Origin of the sequence: Rhizobium indigoferae (genome assembly GCF_034554815.1) — a bacterium.
Classification (GTDB): domain Bacteria; phylum Pseudomonadota; class Alphaproteobacteria; order Rhizobiales; family Rhizobiaceae; genus Rhizobium; species Rhizobium leguminosarum.
In genome coordinates, this window is record NZ_CP140635.1 from 3,669,081 (window position 1) to 3,687,344 (window position 18,264).

General features: G+C 62.3%; 20 protein-coding genes. 13 read left to right on the top strand and 7 right to left on the bottom strand.

What is annotated here, in order from left to right; translation table 11 throughout:
- The first annotated feature begins 25 nt into the window (after positions 1–25).
- A complete protein-coding gene (locus U5G49_RS18260) occupies positions 26–1,768 on the top strand; it encodes a chemotaxis protein (protein ID WP_130717798.1) in 1,743 nt (580 codons plus the stop codon).
- A 15-nt stretch (positions 1,769–1,783) separates the two neighbouring features.
- Here the strand turns inward: U5G49_RS18260 and U5G49_RS18265 are convergent, their stop codons facing one another.
- Positions 1,784–2,866: a tetratricopeptide repeat protein gene (locus tag U5G49_RS18265; RefSeq protein WP_193444277.1), complete on the bottom strand. Its 1,083-nt coding sequence runs from the start codon at positions 2,864–2,866 to the stop codon at positions 1,784–1,786.
- Between the two features lie 10 nt (positions 2,867–2,876).
- Positions 2,877–3,530: a thiamine phosphate synthase gene (locus tag U5G49_RS18270; RefSeq protein ID WP_018243499.1), complete on the bottom strand. Its 654-nt coding sequence runs from the start codon at positions 3,528–3,530 to the stop codon at positions 2,877–2,879.
- Between the two features lie 107 nt (positions 3,531–3,637).
- On the opposite strand from U5G49_RS18270, the gene U5G49_RS18275 reads away from it, so the two are divergent.
- Positions 3,638–4,402: a sulfite exporter TauE/SafE family protein gene (locus U5G49_RS18275; protein ID WP_018243500.1), complete on the top strand. Its 765-nt coding sequence runs from the start codon at positions 3,638–3,640 to the stop codon at positions 4,400–4,402.
- 181 nt (positions 4,403–4,583) lie between these two features.
- On the top strand, positions 4,584–4,844 hold the full coding sequence (locus tag U5G49_RS18280; protein ID WP_003542830.1) for an ArsR/SmtB family transcription factor: 261 nt from the start codon (positions 4,584–4,586) through the stop codon (positions 4,842–4,844).
- Positions 4,845–5,050: 206 nt separating this feature from the next.
- Here the strand turns inward: U5G49_RS18280 and U5G49_RS18285 are convergent, their stop codons facing one another.
- Positions 5,051–5,224: a YdcH family protein gene (locus U5G49_RS18285; protein ID WP_003542831.1), complete on the bottom strand. Its 174-nt coding sequence runs from the start codon at positions 5,222–5,224 to the stop codon at positions 5,051–5,053.
- 228 nt (positions 5,225–5,452) lie between these two features.
- Between U5G49_RS18285 and U5G49_RS18290 the strand changes: the two genes are divergently transcribed.
- The 6 genes from U5G49_RS18290 (at position 5,453) to U5G49_RS18315 (ending at position 9,527) form a co-directional block, all read left to right on the top strand.
- A complete protein-coding gene (locus U5G49_RS18290; RefSeq protein ID WP_017968168.1) occupies positions 5,453–5,656 on the top strand; it encodes a YdcH family protein in 204 nt (67 codons plus the stop codon).
- Positions 5,657–5,674: 18 nt separating this feature from the next.
- The gene (gene purE, locus U5G49_RS18295) at positions 5,675–6,169 is read left to right on the top strand and encodes a 5-(carboxyamino)imidazole ribonucleotide mutase (RefSeq protein ID WP_011653459.1); all 495 of its coding nucleotides are present in this window, start codon (positions 5,675–5,677) and stop codon (positions 6,167–6,169) included.
- Positions 6,166–7,242 (top strand): 5-(carboxyamino)imidazole ribonucleotide synthase, encoded by a 1,077-nt coding sequence (locus U5G49_RS18300; protein ID WP_193444278.1) that lies wholly within the window; start codon positions 6,166–6,168, stop codon positions 7,240–7,242. Before purE ends, U5G49_RS18300 begins: the two co-directional genes overlap by 4 nt.
- Positions 7,243–7,406: 164 nt before the next feature.
- Positions 7,407–7,532, top strand: coding sequence for a type B 50S ribosomal protein L36 (gene ykgO / locus U5G49_RS18305; RefSeq protein WP_003566454.1), 126 nt, complete (start codon positions 7,407–7,409; stop codon positions 7,530–7,532).
- A 111-nt stretch (positions 7,533–7,643) separates the two neighbouring features.
- Positions 7,644–8,279 (top strand): tetratricopeptide repeat protein, encoded by a 636-nt coding sequence (locus U5G49_RS18310; RefSeq protein ID WP_193444279.1) that lies wholly within the window; start codon positions 7,644–7,646, stop codon positions 8,277–8,279.
- A 192-nt stretch (positions 8,280–8,471) separates the two neighbouring features.
- On the top strand, positions 8,472–9,527 hold the full coding sequence (locus U5G49_RS18315) for an alpha/beta fold hydrolase (RefSeq protein WP_193444280.1): 1,056 nt from the start codon (positions 8,472–8,474) through the stop codon (positions 9,525–9,527).
- Between the two features lie 58 nt (positions 9,528–9,585).
- On the opposite strand, the gene U5G49_RS18320 is transcribed toward U5G49_RS18315, so the two are convergent.
- Entirely contained in the window at positions 9,586–10,302 is a 717-nt protein-coding gene (locus tag U5G49_RS18320; protein WP_193444281.1) for an SDR family oxidoreductase, read from the bottom strand.
- A gap of 116 nt (positions 10,303–10,418) precedes the next feature.
- On the opposite strand from U5G49_RS18320, the gene U5G49_RS18325 reads away from it, so the two are divergent.
- From U5G49_RS18325 to U5G49_RS18335, 3 genes are all read left to right on the top strand, one after another.
- Positions 10,419–11,276 (top strand): helix-turn-helix transcriptional regulator, encoded by an 858-nt coding sequence (locus tag U5G49_RS18325; RefSeq protein ID WP_130758999.1) that lies wholly within the window; start codon positions 10,419–10,421, stop codon positions 11,274–11,276.
- A gap of 136 nt (positions 11,277–11,412) precedes the next feature.
- Positions 11,413–13,149: a gamma-glutamyltransferase gene (ggt, locus tag U5G49_RS18330; RefSeq protein WP_193444282.1), complete on the top strand. Its 1,737-nt coding sequence runs from the start codon at positions 11,413–11,415 to the stop codon at positions 13,147–13,149.
- A 156-nt stretch (positions 13,150–13,305) separates the two neighbouring features.
- The gene (locus tag U5G49_RS18335; protein ID WP_193444283.1) at positions 13,306–14,280 is read left to right on the top strand and encodes a threonine ammonia-lyase; all 975 of its coding nucleotides are present in this window, start codon (positions 13,306–13,308) and stop codon (positions 14,278–14,280) included.
- Positions 14,281–14,364: 84 nt separating this feature from the next.
- On the opposite strand, the gene U5G49_RS18340 is transcribed toward U5G49_RS18335, so the two are convergent.
- Complete coding sequence (locus U5G49_RS18340) at positions 14,365–15,162, bottom strand: SDR family NAD(P)-dependent oxidoreductase (protein WP_018445963.1); 798 nt, start codon at positions 15,160–15,162, stop codon at positions 14,365–14,367.
- Positions 15,163–15,278: 116 nt separating this feature from the next.
- Between U5G49_RS18340 and U5G49_RS18345 the strand changes: the two genes are divergently transcribed.
- Entirely contained in the window at positions 15,279–16,223 is a 945-nt protein-coding gene (locus U5G49_RS18345; RefSeq protein ID WP_130759001.1) for a GlxA family transcriptional regulator, read from the top strand.
- A 38-nt stretch (positions 16,224–16,261) separates the two neighbouring features.
- On the opposite strand, the gene U5G49_RS18350 is transcribed toward U5G49_RS18345, so the two are convergent.
- Complete coding sequence (locus U5G49_RS18350) at positions 16,262–17,068, bottom strand: phytanoyl-CoA dioxygenase family protein (protein WP_193444284.1); 807 nt, start codon at positions 17,066–17,068, stop codon at positions 16,262–16,264.
- 229 nt (positions 17,069–17,297) lie between these two features.
- A complete protein-coding gene (locus tag U5G49_RS18355) occupies positions 17,298–18,194 on the bottom strand; it encodes a LysR substrate-binding domain-containing protein (protein ID WP_193444285.1) in 897 nt (298 codons plus the stop codon).
- Between the last annotated feature and the right edge of the window lie 70 nt (positions 18,195–18,264).

Consider the following 18,264-nt stretch of genomic DNA (forward strand, 5'->3'; position numbering starts at 1 on the left):
CTGGATTTTAAGAAAAGGTATAAAAGTGGCACACGCTCTGGTATCACCGAACGCTGCAGCCTACACATCAGGACGGGACATCAGCCAGACCCTGGAATCCGCCCGCGGCCAAGTCGAGGAACGGTTCCTCGAAGGCGGCACCGTGCTGTTGTCGGTGATGGATGTCCTCAACCGTCTGTTGAACTCGCTCGAGAGTGTCACCACGACGCTCGACAACAAGGATGCGAGCGACACCAGCGCCGATCTTCGCGCCACGGTCGAGAGCTTGACGGCGCTGCCGGTCACCGAGGAAAACCGCCAGCAGGCGCTCGTCTCGCTGGCGCATACCGGCAGGGAGCTGCGCAAGCACGTCTCCGACATGCAGGAGACGATGCGTTATCTCAGAACCTTCGCCGTGACTGTGAAGATCACCGGTGCCGGCCTTGCCGAATTCGCCGGCTTCGCCCAGGAGATCCTGGAGCGCATCTATTCCGGCACCGATGAGGTCAACCGTTTCGCCACGCATCTCGACAGTCTCGATAAGGAGGTCAAGCTCGCCACCTCCTTTGGCGCCAGCGTTTCCAAGGGTTATGCCGATACCGTTCCGGCCGTCGCCGGAGCCCTGCGCGATGATGCCGCCAAGATCGCCGAACATCGCAAGGATCTCGGCGTCATCGCCCGCGAGGTCGGCGCGATTGCGCGCGCCGTCCAGAGCAAGGTCGCCTCGACGCTGTCTGCCCTGCAGATCGGCGATATCACCCGCCAGCGTATCGAGCATGTGCAGGCCACCTTTTCGCTGCTTGAGGATTTCTTTGCCGGCGAGGATGGCGCCAGCCTCGACGCCGGCGCGCGCCAGCGCCTCCAGAACGTCATTCACCACCTGACCGCAGCGCAGATGAGCGACATGTGCGCAAATTTCCAGCGGGATTCTGAGAACGTCGTCAAGACGATCGCGAGTTTCGACCACGACATGCGAGAGATCCTCAAGCTGCGCGATCAGATGAGCGGTCAGAGCGGCGAGGCCGGCGGCAACTTCATGCGCGCGCTGGAATCCAGCGTTTCGGCCGCCCACGAAATCGTCAAGCAGGTCGACACGGCAAGCCGCCAGGCCGATCAGGTGAGCCAGTCGACGATCGGCACGGCCGCCAAGCTCTCCGAAGCGATCGGCAACATCCGCGCCGTCAAGACCGACATTCACTATATGGCTTTGAATACCAACCTGCGCTGCAGCCGCCTCGGCGAGGAAGGCAAGTCGATCAACGTCGTCACCGCCGAACTGCGCATCTTCGCCGGCAAGCTCGATGATTCCGCCGACGCCATCGTCAACGGCCTGCCGGCGCTCGAAGCCGCAGCCGGGCGCGTCGCCCCCGCCACGGATGCCGGAGCCGGCAGCCTGGGAGAAAGCCTGACGTCGGCCGTCGGCAACATCCGCTCTGCAGCCAACGTGATGGAAAACGAATTGAAGGTGCTCGCCGAGAACGGTCGCGAGGTCGCCACCAAGATCAGCCTGCTGATCGGCAAACTCGATTTCCAGCATGATCTCGGTGAAGTCCTTGCCGGCTGCGCCGATCTGCTCGAAGGCGTCGCCGGCACTGAGGTCGCCGATATCTCCGATCTCGCAGAAACGATCGCGCCGCTCGACCGCAAGATCTTCAAGCACTACACGATGGTCCAGGAGCGCAACATTCATCGCGACATCATCCCGGCAAGCGAGGACACCACCCCCGCCCCGGCCGAGACCGCCAAAGCCGAAAACGATGAAGACCTCTTCGCCGATGCGCTTTTCTAAGTTGGGATACGGTCGCTATCGCCGCCGGAACTTGTTGGCGGCCTCGATCGCCGCCTTCTGCTGATCGTCCTCAATGCCGAGATAGAAATCCTCGAGCGACGGATCGGCAAGCCCGGCCCGGCGCGACAGCACGTACCACTTCGCCGCCTCGACCGGATTGGGCGGCGTGCCGATCGCATTGATATAGAGATGGGCGAGCTTGTTCTGCGCGACGACGTTGCCGCCATTGGCGGCAAGTTTCAGCCATTCGAAACCCTTGACGTAATCCTTCGGCCCACCGACGCCGTTGACCAGCCAGATGCCGAGATCGAGCTGGGCCGTGTCGAAACCGGCGCGCGCTGCACGTGCCATCCACTCGCGGGCAAGCTTTTTCTTTTCCTCCGGCAAGTCCTTCAGGGTCGCATAGATCTGCGCCACGGCATATTGCGAATCGGCAATGCCCTGCTCGGCCGATTTCTCGTAGAACGACAGCGCGAGCTTCAGTCCCTTCTCGCCGGGATTGTCGGCGACCAGCAGCTGCGCCCAGTTGAATTCCGCCGAAGGATTGCCGCCCTCGGCCGCCTTGCGCATGTAGTCGTCGGCCTTGACCTTGTCACGCGGCACGCCCTCGCCTTCCATCAGGATCAGCGCATATTTGAACATGGCCGCCGCATCGCCGCCCTCGGCCGCCTTGCCGTACCAAAAGGCAGCATTCTTCACGTCCTTCTTGACGCCGAGACCCTGCGAGAGGATTTCGCCGATCAACGTCTGCGCCGCCGGATCGCCGAGCTGGGCGCGCGGCAGCGCCTTGTCCATTGCCGTCAGGTAATAACCGCGTTGGAAGGCGCCGTAAGCTTCGTCGATCGGCCCCTTGTAATCCTTCTCCGGCGGCAGATCCGGCAACTTCGCGCCCATGCGGTCGAACACGCCGACGCCATCGGAGGGCCCGACGTCCGAGGCGGAGGGCCGGTCCGTGCGGAAGGTCGAAGCCGGCGCTGTACCCGGCTGGCTGATGACGCTGTCCGGCGCCTGCGCCAGGGCGGCATTCGGCCCGGCCGCAACGAGGGCGGTCACGCTGGCAAGGATATATTTCAAAGGGCGGGCGGGCAGGATCGGCATGAGCGCGATTTCAATCCTCAAACCGTGGCGCTTTTTCGTCAAGCAACGCGTTGATTTCGGCAACGACCGACGGCGCCCGGCCGGGCTCACCAAAGACCGCCAGCCGCAGCGCCACGAACTCCGCACCAGTCTCGGCGACGGCGAGCGCCGAGGCCGGATCAGTGCCGCCCATGACGATGCAGGGAATCTCGATCATCGAGGCCCACCATTCGCCGAGCGCAAGGTTCTTCGGATGCGCCTCCGGCTTGATGTCGCCATCAAGCTTGCCGAAGAAGATATAGTCCGGCCTGACTTCGCCGATCTCCAGCGCATGGTGCCGGTCGGCCGCGTTGCCACCGCCGACGATCAGCTTCGGCGCATGTTTGTCGATCGCTTCCGAAAGCGCCTCGGCATTGCTGGAAAGGTGCAGGCCATCGGCCTTTGCCCGGCCTGCGACACGGCTGTCACCTGCAATCAGCGCGGCTGCTCCAGCATTCTGGATCAATGGCACCAGCTTTTCGGCATGTTTCTGGAAGGTGCCGTCGTCGAGCCCGTATTGCGGCACGATCACCGAGGCGACATCGCCGCCCTTCAGCGCATCGGCGACGATCTTTGCCTGTTCATCGGCATCGGCGATATCAGGCACGATGAGCACAAGGCGGCAGCGATTTTCCGGTTCGGTCATGAGGTCTTTCCGTTTCCGGCGAATTCCCCTTCGAAATGAGGGATCCGCACTCGTTTTGTGTGAGTAGTTCCGTTAGACGAGGCTTGCAAGAGGAGGACGTCGAAAGCATGCCGCAGGATTTGTCATTCTATTACGCCGCCGTGCCCGCCGTTCTGCTGGTGGGGCTCGCAAAGGGCGGCATGGGCGACGCTTTGTCGCTGATCGGCCTGCCCTTCCTCGCCCTCGTCGTCTCGCCGGTCGAGGCGGCGGCCATCCTGCTGCCGATCCTGGTCTTCATGGACATGATCTCGCTCGTCATCTGGCGCAAACATGGCGACTGGGCGACGCTGAAGATCATGCTGCCGGGCGCCGTCTTCGGTATCGCGCTGGGCTGGGCGACCTCGGCCCTGGTTCCGGGCAACATGCTGCGCATCGTCATCGGCGCGGTGACCATCCTCTTCTGCCTGCGCTATTTCTGGAACAATTTCGGACCCGGCGCCGGCAAGGTGATCCCACCGCGCGGCCAGCGGCCGGTGGCTGCCAGCCTCTGGGGCACATTTTCCGGTTACGGCAGCTTCGTCGCCCATGCCGGCGGTGCGCCCTTCCAGATCTATGCCCTGCCGCTCAAACTGCAGCCGCGCGAATATACCGGCACCAGCGTGCGCTTCTTCGCGATCCTTAACGCCATCAAGCTGATCCCCTATTTTGCACTCGGCCAGCTCGACACCCAGAACCTTGCGACCTCCGCGACGCTTCTACCCTTTGCCCCGCTCGCCACCATTGCCGGCGCCTGGTGCGTGCGCCGCATGAGGCCACAGATCTTCTATCCCTTCATGTATGCAATGGCGCTGATCGCCGCCTTCCTGATCGTGCGCGAGGGCCTTGGCTGGTAGGAACCACTAAAGCATGTCGCGCAAAACTGTGCAGCGGATTTGCGATAACGACATGCTTAAAAACAAAGACCTAAAGCGCAAGGCGCGAATCTGAAAGATCGCGATGCGCTTTGGAAACCGCGGCACGCTGCAATGCACAATTTCCTTGCTGGCGCGGCCGGTTTGACGTAGCGTTCCTGCCATGTCGAACACGGACCCTTTCTCTGCGATTGCCGATCCGAACCGGCGGTTTCTGCTGGAGGAATTGCGTCGCGCGCCACGGACGGTCAATGAGCTCGCCGAGGGCCTGCCGATCAGCCGCCCTGCTGTTTCGCAGCATCTGAAGGCGCTACTCGACAGCAATCTCGTCTCCGTGACCTCGGAAGGCACCAAACGTATCTATACGGTCAACAACCGCGGCTTCGACAAGCTCAATTTGTGGCTGGATCAGTTCTGGGCCTGAGGCAGGTCCCCATAAGATCTGGGGATACGATGCAAATCATAAGAACGCGATGTGAGACGTGGCGGACCCAAAAGCGCCAGCCACGATGCCGGATGCATCGGACTGGCGCAAATCTGGTGTCAAATCACCGGTTCTTGCTAATTTTTGGCGGAATGGATGGATTTACCTTGTTGCGCAAGATGATCGCCCGGCGACCCTTGGGAAGATTAGTGGACGGATGACTTAAGACGCTGAATCTCGTCCTTGATGCGCAGCTTGCGGCGCTTGCATTCGGCAAGTTCCGTATCGGAAATAGAGGGAGATGTTCTGAGCGCGTGCAACTCCTCCTCGAGAGCAACATGCTTTTTCTGGAGTGACTCAAGATGAGCTTGAACAGTCATATGACCCTTCCTTCCTCTTTACCCTCCCCGGCCATCATCGTCGGGGATCAAGGTGTCAACGGCCGGACTGTGACATATTTTTGAAGGCTTGTCGAAGGCCAAAAGATGGAGACTGGATGGCAATTTCATGATCAAGACTAACTAGCCGTTACCTGTATTTGGTGATAGGAGCTTGCGGAAATCATCGGCAGATCGGACAAGGTCCAGGGACGGTAACGGGGAATGCATATGGCCGATCAGGAACAGGCGGAAATCAGGCTCACGGTGGCGCGTCTGCGTCAGGAGCACGAGGATTTCGATGCCGCGATCAACGCCATGATCCAGACCGGATGCGATGCTCTGCGGATCCAGCGTATGAAAAAGAAAAAGCTCGTCATCAAGGACAGGCTCTCCAAGCTGGAAGATCAGATCATCCCTGACATCATCGCCTGAAAGGGAATAGCAGCAACGATGACAGACAGACCACCCGTTGCCATCATCATGGGCAGCCAGTCCGACTGGGAGACCATGAAAAACGCCGCCGACACGCTGGAGGCGCTTGAGATCCCTTATGATGCGCGCATCATTTCGGCGCACCGCACAGTGGACCGATTGGTCAATTTCGCCAAGGGCGCACGTGCGGAGGGCTTCAAGGTAATCATCGCCGGCGCCGGCGGCGCTGCCCACCTGCCGGGCATGACCGCCGCGATGACACCGCTGCCGGTTTTCGGCGTGCCGGTCCAGTCGAAAGCCCTGTCCGGCCAGGACAGCCTCCTTTCCATCGTGCAGATGCCGGCCGGTATTCCTGTGGGCACGCTTGCCATCGGCAAGGCCGGCGCGGTCAACGCCGCCCTTCTCGCCGCCGCCGTGCTTGCGCTTTCCGACGAAGAAATCGCCGACCGGCTCGACGAATGGCGCGAGCGCCAGAGTGCTGCCGTCGCGGAATACCCGATGGACGACCTATGACGGCAAGAACGATCGGCATTATCGGCGGCGGCCAGCTCGGCCGCATGCTGGCGATTGCCGCCGCCCGGTTGAATTTTCGCACGGTCATCCTCGAGCCGCAGCCGGACTGCCCGGCCGCCCAGCTCGCCAACCGGCAGATTACCGCCGCCTACGACGATCCCGCGGCACTGGCCGAACTCGCCGATATCTGCGATGTCGTCACCTACGAATTCGAAAACGTGCCCGTCGCGGCCGCCGAAAGGCTCTCGGCGACCGTGTCGGTTTATCCGCCGCCGAAGGCGCTGGAAGCCGCCCAGGACCGCCTCGTCGAAAAGCGCTTTCTCAATGACTGCGGCATATCAACCGCCCGCTTCCACGCGATCGACAGCCAGGCCGATCTCGAGACGGCACTGAAGGATTTCGGCGGCCAGGGCGTGCTGAAGACCCGGCGTCTCGGTTATGACGGCAAGGGCCAGAAGGTTTTCCGCTCGGCCGCCGACAGCCCGGAGGGCGCCTATGCCGCACTCGGCGGCGTGCCGCTCATCCTCGAAAGTTTCGTCGCTTTCGAGCGCGAGGTCTCGATCATCGCCGCGCGCGCCACCGACGGGACGGTCGTCTGCTTCGATCCCGCCGAGAACGTGCACCGCAACGGCATCCTCCATACCTCGACGGTTCCCGCCGCGATCTCTGCAGCGACGGCGGACTCGGCGCGCCGATCGGCCGAAAAGATCCTTGCCGCGTTGAACTATGTCGGCGTCATCGGCATCGAATTCTTCGTGCTTGCCGATGGCGGCCTGATCGCCAACGAGATGGCGCCGCGTGTGCACAACTCCGGTCACTGGACGGAAGCCGCCTGCGTCGTCAGCCAGTTCGAGCAGCATATCCGGGCCGTCGCCGGCCTGCCGCTTGGCAGTGCCGAACGGCATTCCGACTGCATCCTGCAGAACCTGATCGGCGACGATATCCTTGCCGTTCCCGACTGGTTGCGGCGCCCCGACACGCTGGTTCATCTCTATGGCAAGACCGAGTGGCGCCCCGGCCGCAAGATGGGTCATGTCACCACCTTGACGCCGAAATCGCTGGTTTTGGCCTGAGAAAACACCCTTGTGCCTTGGGAAAAACACCTTCATGTGGTTGACACGGAAAAGGTGACGAGGTATCTGCTCCCCCACCTAAACAGCGCGCCCGATGGCGCGCTTTTGATTGTTAAAGATACGGGCGAATGTGAATTCCCCCATAGAGATCGCGGATCAGAAAAATGAAGATCAAGAATTCGCTCAAGTCGCTTAAGGCTCGTCACCGTGACAACCGTCTGGTTCGCCGCAAGGGCCGCATCTACATCATCAACAAGCTGAACCCGCGCTTCAAGGCTCGTCAGGGCTGATTTCGCGCGTCCGGATCGCCTCGCCGCGCAGGTTGCGCCGGTAGATATATCTGGTGGGTCGCTGCAGCGATCACGTCAAATTTGTTTGATCTTCGGCGTTGGCGGGCTAATATGTCCGCCATGCGCTTTTTTGCTTTGACGTCAGCGGCACTGCCGCTCGCCCTCATCCTGCTCACCTCCCCCTTTCCGGCCGCCGCCGCGGAACAGTCGGCTGCCGCGACGAAAAAGGATGTCATCGTCGAACAGACGGATGTCAACGGTTCACCCAAGCAGCACCTCGACCAACTCTTCAGCCAGTTGAAGCGTGAACGCGACCCCGACAAGGCCAGCGGCATCGCCAATGAAATCCGCATGGAATGGAACGATTCCGGCAGTGCCACCGTCAATCTGCTGATGCAGTGGGCCGACAAGGCGATCGAGGAAAAGCGCAATCCCGCTGCCCTTGATTTCCTCGATGAGGCGATCGCGCTGAAACCCGATTATGCCGAAAGCTGGAACCGCCGCGCCACGCTGAATTTCGTCATGGGCAATTACCGCAAGTCGATGTCCGACATCAAACGTGTGCTCGATCTTGAGCCGCGCCATTTCGGCGCGCTCTCCGGCATGGCAGCGATTCTCAGCAATTCCGGCAACGACCAGCTGACCTTGAAGGCTTGGGAGCGTTTTCTCGATGTCTACCCCGCCGAACGCACCGCGCAGGAACAGGTCAACACGCTGGCGGAAAAACTCGCCGGCAATCGCACCTGATTCCCAGGCTGATATCTTGACGTTGGATCGCGCCGCGCAATTTAAAGCATGTCGTGCAAAAGTGTGCAGCGGTTTGCGATAACGACATGCGTAAAACAAAGACCTGAGCGCGACGCGCTTTAGAATCTAGAGGGAACGATGTAGCGGTTTGTCCGCCTGCAGGTCATCCCGCAATTATCGCTCGTTGAGATCATGCTTGCAGAAGTTTCCGCTCTTCTCGCCCCACTCGCCGCCGCCATCGGTTACTCCACTTATAAGGCGCGGCAATTCGAACAGGCTTATCCGAATATCGGCGAACTGACGGATGTCGGCGGCTACCGCATGAATGCCGTCCACATCGAGCGTCCCCAAAATGCGGATCTGCCGGCACTGGTCTTCATTCACGGCGCCAGCGGCAATCTGCTCGATCAGGTCGTCGCCTTCCGCGCCGCACTCGAAGGCCGGGCAGAAATGCTGTTCGTCGATCGTCCCGGCCATGGTTATTCCGAGCGCGGCGGCCCCGAGAATGCCGTCCCCTCCGGCCAGGCCGATGCGATCGCCAGGCTGATGGAAAAGCGCGGCATCGAAAAGGCGATCATTGTCGGCCATTCCTTCGGCGGCGCGATCACCGCCGCCTTCGGCCTGCGCCATCCTGACAAGACATCAGGCCTGCTCTTCCTCGCGCCCGCCACCCATCCCTGGCCGGGCGGCATCGACTGGTACTATCACGTGGCGACGGTGCCGATTGTCGGCTGGCTCTTCAACCATGCGATCGTCGTGCCACTCGGGCTGAGCCGGCTGGAGCGCGGCACGCGGAACGTCTTCCGCCCTAATCCGCGCCCGGCCGACTACATCGAAAAAACCGGTCCGTCGCTCGTATTGCGCCCCGGCGCCTTCCAAAACAACGCCGCCGATTTCAAAATGCTGCTCGCCTATGTGAAGGAGCAGTCGCTGCTCTATTCGCAGATCACCGCGCCGACCGTCATCATAACCGGCGACAGCGACGAGATCGTCTGGGAACACTTGCACTCGCGCGGCCTTGCCCGCGATATATCAGGCTCCGAACTCATCACCGTCAGCGGCGTCGGCCACAAGCCGGATTATCTCGCGACCGATGTCGCCATCGCCGCCATGGAAAAAATCGCCGGCAAGCCGCTCGACCTGCAGGCGGTTGCCCGCAGGGCCGAGGAGAGACTTGCCGCCGCATCACACAATCGGACGGTCGTAACCGTGCCGTCGTTGGGGCCAGGCGCCCTGCATGGCGCATGACCTCTCCGGCTTGGATTTCCGGCCCGCGAGACCGTCGGCGGTCCGCCTGAATGCTGCTTCAAGCGCTGAGACGCACACCGCCGTCGCAGGTGATGACATGGCCGCTCATGAAGCCATTTCCGATCAGGAAGGCGATCGCCTCTGCAATATCCTCCGGCCTGCCGACACGACCGACCGGCGTGCGGCCGGCGAAATCCGCAAAAACGCTGCCGCGCTGCTCCGGCGGCAGGAAACTCCACCACGGCGTATCGACGACCCCAGGTGAAACGCCGTTGACACGCAGCGGCTTCAACTCGGTGGCAAGCACCGGCACCATCGCCTCGATGCCGGCATTGACGGCCGCAAGTCCAGCCGTGCCAGGCATCGCTCCCTGCGCGCTGACTGCCGAAACGAAGGTGATGCTGCCGCCCGGCTGCAGCAGCGGCAGTGCTGCCTGGGCTGTCGCGGCATGCGGAATGAGCTTGGTCTGAAACCCGGCAAGCAGATCCGCCATGTCGAGCGTCGCGAAGGGTCCGGCGCCGTGACCGCTGCCCATCGCCAGCACGAGATGACCGAATGCGCCGATCCCGGCAAAAGCCTCCCCAAGGCCAGAAAGCTCCGCCGCATCGATCACGAGGCTGCGCCGCTCGCCCTCGAGCGATGCCGTCGCCGCGGCAAGCTTTTCGCCGTCGCGGCCCGCAATGGTGACCGTGTAACCCTGTTTCAAAAGTAATTTCGCCGTGGCAAGGCCGATGCCGGAAGAACCGCCGATGACGACCACATGCTGCAAAGACATGATGCTGCTCCTTGAATTGATCGAGCCGCAGACGCTTCAACCACCTGCGACACCGGCATCATGCGCGGCCCGGAAACGGCAAACAGTTCCGGTTTTATCCTGGTATCAATACTGATATGATTCCTGCCATGGACCAGAGATCCGACACATTCGAAGCCCGCCGCCGTGAATTCGCAGCCTTCCTGCGCTCCCGTCGCGAACGGCTGACGCCCTCCGAGGTCGGTTTGCCGGAGGGGTTTCGCCGGCGCACGCCGGGTCTCCGGCGTGAGGAGCTCGCCATGCTCGCCGGCGTCGGCACCACCTGGTACACCTGGCTGGAACAGGGCCGCGACATCAGGCCCTCCATGCAGGTGCTCAACGCCCTTGCCGATGCGCTGCGCCTCGACGAGGCCGAGCGCCGACATCTCTTCACCCTCAACAATCGCCAAGCGCCGCAGGCAGTCTCATCCGCACTCGAATGCGTCGACGAGCCGCTGCAGCGCATGCTCGCTAACCTGACCCACCAACCGGCTTATGTACTTGGCCGCCGGTGGGACGTGCTCGCGTGGAACCGTGCCGCCGAGGTGCTGTTCGGCGGTTACGACACGCTCGACCGCGACGAGCGCAATACCATGCATCGCCTCTTTGCCGACCCCGCGCATCGCAAGCTGCTCGTCGACTGGGAGGCGGTTGCCCGCGTCTCGCTGGCGATGTTTCGCGCCGACAGCGCGCGTTATGCCGGCGATCCGGATTTCGAGCGGCTGATCGCGCTACTGAAACAGGCAAGCGCTGAATTTCGTGATTGGTGGCAGCGCCACGAGGTCGTCAATCCGCTGTCCGGCATAAAGCGCATCAACCATCCCCTCAAGGGCCGCATGTCCTTCGAGCATACCGGCCTGACACTGACGAGCCGGCCGGAGATGAAGCTCATCGTCTATACGCCGCTCGATCACGATGACACCAACCGGAAACTCGCCGAACTCCTCACGCTTTAAGTTTTGTTTTCGCATATCGTCGTCGCAAAGCCGCTGCACACTTTTGCGCGACATGCTTTAAAGCCAACCCTTTGCATTGCCTCAGGCTGTCGCAGCCCCATATGTTTTTTCATCATTGTCCATAGGAGGGGAAATCATGGGCCGCCTGCATATCGGGACGATCTCCGTCATATCAGCATTGTCGCTGAGCCTTACCTCGGCTTTCGCCGCCTCGCCTGCGCCCGTAGAAGCCGAGCACGGCATGGTCGTCACCGCCCAGCATCTGGCGACCGATGTCGGTGTCGAGGTGCTGAAAAGCGGCGGCAACGCCGTCGATGCGGCAGTTGCCGTAGGCTATGCATTGGCAGTAGTCTATCCCGCGGCCGGCAATCTCGGCGGCGGCGGCTTCATGACCATCCGCCTGAAGGACGGCACGAAGACTTTCCTCGATTTTCGCGAACGCGCACCGCTAGCCGCAACGAAGACCATGTATCTCGATGCCAAGGGCGATATCGTGCCACGCGCCAGCCTCGACGGTTATCTCTCGGTCGGCGTGCCGGGCTCCGTCATGGGCTTCGAGACCGCGCGCGAGAAATACGGCACCAAATCGCGCCAGGATCTGATCGCGCCGGCACTTCGCTTCGCCAAAGAGGGTTTCACCCTGGAACAGGGCGACGCCGCAAGTTTCGCCGGCAACGCCAAGCGCCTCGCCAAGGATGAGGCGGCGGCAAAGATATTTCTGAAACCGGACGGCAAACCCTATGCATCCGGCGAAAAACTCCAGCAGCCGGACCTTGCTTCGGTCCTGGCAGGCATCTCCGAAAAAGGCTCCGATGCCTTCTACAGGGCCGCGCCCGCTGAGGCGATCGTCAAGGCGAGCCAGGCCAAAGGCGGCATCCTTGCCAAGGAGGATTTCGAGCAATATGCTGTGCGCGAATTGAAGCCGATCGAGTGCAATTACCGCGGCTACGACATCATCTCCTCGCCGCCACCTTCCTCCGGCGGCGTCATCATCTGCGAGATCCTCAACGTTCTGGAAGGCTATCCGCTCTCCTATCTCGGCTATAACTCGGCCGAAACCGTGCACCTCATGGTCGAGGCGATGCGCTATGCCTATGTCGACCGCAATGCAGCACTCGGCGATCCCGATTTTGTCGAGAACCCGGTCGCCAAGCTTCTCGACAAGAAATATGCCTTGGAGACTGCCGCCAAGATCGACCCCTACAGGTCTGGCACCTCGGCGAACCTCAAACCGCTCGGCGGCAAGGAAAGCACCGAGACGACGCATTATTCGATCATCGACGACGAGGGCAATGCGGTCGCCGTCACCTATACGCTGAACGGCTCCTTCGGCGCCGGCGTCGTGGCACCCGGCACGGGCATCCTGCTCAACAACGAGATGGACGATTTCACCTCCAAGCCCGGCGTGCCGAACCTCTACGGACTGGTGCAGGGCGAAGCCAATGCCATCGCGCCGAAGAAGACGCCGCTCTCCTCGATGAGCCCGACGATCGTCACCCGGGACGGCAAGCCCTTCATGGTGATCGGCAGCCCCGGCGGCTCGCGCATCATCACCATCACGTTGGAAGCGATCCTCAATGTCGTCGATTTCGGCATGGATATCAGCCAGGCGGTCAACGCCCCGCGTCTCCACCACCAATGGCAGCCCGACAAGGTCTTTCTCGAACCCTATGCGCTTTCGCCCGATACCGAAAAGACGCTCGCCGCCATGGGCTACAGCTTCGATGGCGGCAATGACGCGCCGCAATGGGGCCAGGCCGCCGGCATCCTCGTCGGCGGCAAAAGCCTTGCCGCCATCGCGAAAGGCGGCGGCGCCCGCTACAACGGCGCAATGGATAGCCGCGCAGCGGAAGGGTCGGCAAGCGGCTACTGACGCTTCGGGGATCGCCCGATCAAACAGTCAGCGGAAGCGCAACGCGGTTCGAGAAGCAGCGGTGGCACCATTCATGTCACCGTGACAAAGTCGCCGTTCACAATTGGCTTGCCGCGCCCTATGCATGGGCGAACCCGCAAGCAGAAAGATTCCCGAATGGCCAGCATTGAAATGATTGTCGCAGCTCGCGCCCGTCTGCGCGGTCATGCAAGGCGCACGCCGCTTCTCTCCTCCCCTTTCCTCGATGAGATCGCCGGCCGGCGTCTGTTCGTGAAAGCCGAATGTCTGCAGCATTCCGGCTCATTCAAGTTTCGCGGCGGCTGGTCGGCCGTCTCCGGCCTTGATGCTGCGGTACGCTCGAAGGGCGTCATCGCCTTCTCCTCCGGCAACCACGCCCAGGGCGTTGCGCTTGCTGCCAAGCTGCACAATATCCCCTCCGTCATCATCATGCCAAGCGATGCGCCGAAGCTGAAGATCGCCAACACCCGTGCCTTCGGTGGTGAAGTGGTGCTCTACGACCGCGTCAACGAGGATCGCGACGAGATCGGCGCGAGGCTTTCGGCCGAGCGCGGCCTGACACTGATCAAGCCCTTCGACGAACCGCTTGTCATCGCCGGCCAGGGCACGACCGGCCTCGAAATCTCTGAGCAGGCTGGGGAGGAAGGCGTTACATCCGCCGAAGTCCTCGTTCCCTGCGGCGGCGGCGGATTGACCTCCGGCATCGCGCTCGCCCTTGAAGCCAGTTCCCCCGGCTTTCGTGTCCGCCCCTGCGAGCCCAAGGATTTCGACGACACCACCCGCTCGCTCGCCTCCGGCAAGATCGAACGCAACGCGACGGTGTCAGGCTCGATCTGCGATGCGATCGTTACCCCGCAGCCGGGCAACATCACCTTCCCGATCCTCAAGCGCCTCGCGGGCCCTGGCATCGTTGTCACCGACGAGGAGGCGCTACGCGCCATGGCGCTCGCCTTCACGCGGTTGAAGATCGTCGTCGAGCCTGGCGGCGCCGTGGCGCTCGCCGCCGCCCTTTTCCACGGCGAGGCGCTGGAAAGCGACACGATCGTCGCCGTCACCTCGGGTGGAAATGTCGATGCCGATATCTTCGCCATGGCGCTCGAACGGTTCGGCTAGACAGCGCGCAATCGGCCGCAAATGCCGTCAACGCTCTTGGGCCATCCGCAGCATATGCCGCGGATGGTTTTCGTCAGCACACCATCATGCCAGCTTGTAACGCTTGGCCGGCATGCTGCGGGACAGGTTGGGCATCAATGCCTGGCGCGCCTGCTCGTAGGCCGACAGCAAGCCTGCATCCTCAAGCGCCGGAATCGTTGCGAACTCACCTTGCTTAAGGCCGGCGAGCGATGCATCGACCATGTCTTCGGCCGACATTACGATCTCGTTCGGCAGATGCTCTATCGGCGTGCCGGCAATGCCCCAGAATTCCGTCGCCGTGGCCCCCGGTAGCACGGCCTGGATACGGATGTTCTTCTCCGCAAGCTCATGCTTCAGCGACTGGCTGAAGGCGAGCACGAACGCTTTCGTGGCGCCATAGACGCCGTTCAGGCGCTCTGGCGCAATCGCCACGATGGAAGCAATGTTAATGATCGTGCCACCGCCACGGGCAACGAAACCGGGAACGGCGGCATACGTCAGCCGCATCAGCGCCGTGACGTTGAGTTCGATCATCTTCTGCATCTTGTCGACATCGGCGGCGAGCAGCGGCGCCGTTCCGCCGACGCCGGCATTGTTGACCAGAAGCGTGATGCTCCGGTCTTGCTTCAGCACGCCTTCGACACGGGCGAGGTCGGCCGTGTTGCCGAGGTCAGCCACAACGGTCTCGACCGCCCTGCCCGTCTCCTCAGTCAGCCCGCTTGCCAAGGCCTTCAGCCGCTCGCCGTTACGGGCAACGATGATCAGGTCGTAACCCTGCTTTGCCAGCCTGTGCGCATAGACTGCGCCGATGCCCGAGGATGCGCCGGTTACCAGCGCAGTACCCTTGTATTCCTGTGTCATGATCCATCTCCTTCAATTGCGCCGGCGTCTGCCCTGCACTTGAGGAGAGTCATACTCCGGATTGTCAGCGTCCTGAATGTCATATATACCACCTTTTAGGACATAGGAGCTTAGCCATGCAGACCATCGCTTTCCTGCTCTATCCCGGCTTCCAGATCATGGGCCTGGCGGCCGTGTCGGCCTTCGAATTCACCAATCTGCATTTCCGCGAGAAGGTCTACGACATCCGCTACCTCTCGGAAGCCGGGGGGTCGCTGCGCACCTCGCTCGGCATGACGATCGAGACCGAGCCCTTCGGCGATCCCGGATTCGATACGCTGATTGTCACCGGCGCACCCGGCATTGCGTTGCCAAGCCCCGGCGAAAGCGGCTTCATTCGCGCGGCTCTTGGCGCCTCTCGCCGCATCGCTTCGATTTGCACCGGCACCTTCTTCCTCGCCGAAGCCGGCATTCTCGACGGCCGGCGCGCGACGACGCATTGGTATCTCGCCCGCCAAATGAAGGCGCGTTACCCAAAGATCAAGGTGGAAGAGGATCGCATCTTCATCATCGACGGTTCGGTCTGGACATCGGCCGGCATGACGGCCGGGATCGATCTGGCACTCGCCATGGTCGAGAAGGACCACGGCATTGAAGTCGCCCGCGCCGTGGCCCGAATGCTTGTCGTCTATCACCGCCGTTCCGGCGGCCAGTCGCAATTTTCCGCGCTGCTGGAGCTGGAACCGAAATCCGACCGCATCCAGAAGGCGCTCGACTTTGCCCGCGGCAATCTGAAATCGCAGCTTTCGGTCGAAGAACTGGCGGAAGCCGCCCATCTCAGCCCCCGTCAATTCAGCCGAGCTTTCCGCGCCGAAACCGGGCAGTCACCGGCCAAGGCCGTGGAAAATCTCAGGCTCGAAGCCGCCCGGCTGATGATGGAGCAGAGCCGCCATCCGATTGACGTCGTCGCCGACGAGACCGGCTTTGCCGACCGCGAGCGTATGCGCCGCGCTTTCCTGCGCGCCTTTGGCCAGCCGCCGCAGGCAATACGCCGCAACGCCCAGCAGGAACTGCAGATGTGAGCACCCAGCCTGCGACGGCTGGGTGCTTTCTGTCCTCGCTACTGTTGCTGAAGCGCCCGGCGGATCGCGATCTCGACCGGCGAATAGGCGCCGTCCTCCCGTTCGAGCCGGAGAGGTTCAGAAGCCGCAAGGCCGGGCTGCGCCATGAAGCGCGGCTGCCTGCCGCGATGCATCTGCGCTGCATGGATGACGAACGGATGGCACAGATAGACCGTGCCAGCCGGGCCCGTCGCTAACGCCAGCGGCCGGTCCTCCCCCACATGCTCCAGCCAGAGGTACGCCATTCCCGCCTCGCCCGCTGGTGCCAGGAGGCGTGCGATATCCTTGTGCGAACCGACGCGGATGCGGGTCGGCGCGTCCTCCTCTCCGACATCCGAGAACAGGAAAAGCATCAGCAACGCCCGCCCGCGCGAGGTGATGTTCACCCGCCAGGCAGAAAAATCCCGCTGCTCGTTTGGATCGGAACCCTCGCCGGGAAAGCTGAGGTCGACATGCCAGCCGGCATCACCGGGATCATCGGAATGGGGGAAGCGCACCGGAAAACTGCCAAGTCCATTGCGCGGCTCCCAGCGACCGGTGCCGACGAGCTGGTCGAAGGCCGAATGCAATACCGGCGTGTTGACGGCTTTCTCAAACGGCCCGCCGCCATAGCCGGCAAGTCGCACGACGGGCTGCGCCCACGTGCTTGGATCATCCGCGGCGAAGGGAATGTCACGCCACATGATGGCACGGGCTTCCTCGGCCAATGCGGGGGGAAAAGCGTCGTCGATCCTGACGAAACCGTCCTCGATGAATCGCTCGATCTGCGCAGCACTCAGTGCCGGCGGGTAAATATCTGATGTCATGAAATATCTCTCTATCGCCAAACCTGCCGGCTCTTTCCTTGGCCAGACGCAGGGTGGTTACATCCACGGCAACGCACCAGCCACGAAGGCTGGTCAGCGGCCGCATCTTCTGATGCCCGAAGGCAGAGCCTTAGAGGCTCAAGAAGAAGACCGAAGCGATATTGAGGGTGAACGTCTTCATAGCGGATCGAGGCTACAGGCTTGCGCCCGAGGGGTCAATGCGGAGATGTCAGGCCAACACCTCGCGCAGCGCGGCATGCACCGACTGAAGCACGAGCTCGGCGAGCCGGGCCGCAGCCGGCTGCGGTTCGGCTTCCGCCCGATGCAGGACCAGGCCGAGTGTCGGCAAATCAGGCAGACCGATCGTCTCCGGCGCCAATGGGCGGACCTTCGCCGGCAGGCCGATCGGCGTGCGGATGGTGAGACCGAGGCCTGCCGCAGTCGCGGCCCAGAGACCGCCGAGACTGGGACTGACGAAGGCGAGCCGCCAGGAGATGCCGGCCTCATCAAGCGCCTTGGTCGCTGCACTGCGCAACAGGCACGGTGCCTCCAGCGAGGCAAGCGGCATCGGCTCGCCGCTTGCGGCTTGCCAGCCGGGCTGGCCCTCGGCAGGCCCGATCCAGCGCATCGGCACTTCGCCGATCCGCTCGCAATGCGCCGTCAGCGTGCCATCGCTCCAGGCGAGCGCCAGATCGAGCTTGCCTGATGTGACGCGCTCGAGCAGTTCGGCATTGCGCACCACCCGCGCTTCGATCCGGACCTTCGGATGGGCGCGCGCAAAGCGGCCGAGCACATCAGGCAGCAGGGTCTCACCGAAATCCTCCTGCAGGCCGAGCCGCACCCAGCCTTCCAGTTCGACGCTGTGCACGGCCGCAGCCGCCTCGTCGTTGAGCTCCAGCAGCCGCCTGGCATAACCGAGCATCGTCTCGCCGGCATCGGTCAGCGCCAGCCCGCGACCCACCTTGCGGAAGATCGGCGTGCCCGCCTGTTCCTCCAGCTTCTTCAGCTGCGCACTCACTGCCGAGGTCGAACGCCCGAGCCGCTCGGCCGCCTTGGCGAAATTGCCGAGTTCCATGCCGGTCGAAAAGGTTCGAAGCACATCGAGATCGAAGATCGTCCGTCGCATTACATAATCCCATATTTCAGGATCATTAGTTCTTAAAATTCTGATTTTCGGCATCATCGTGCCGTGCAAT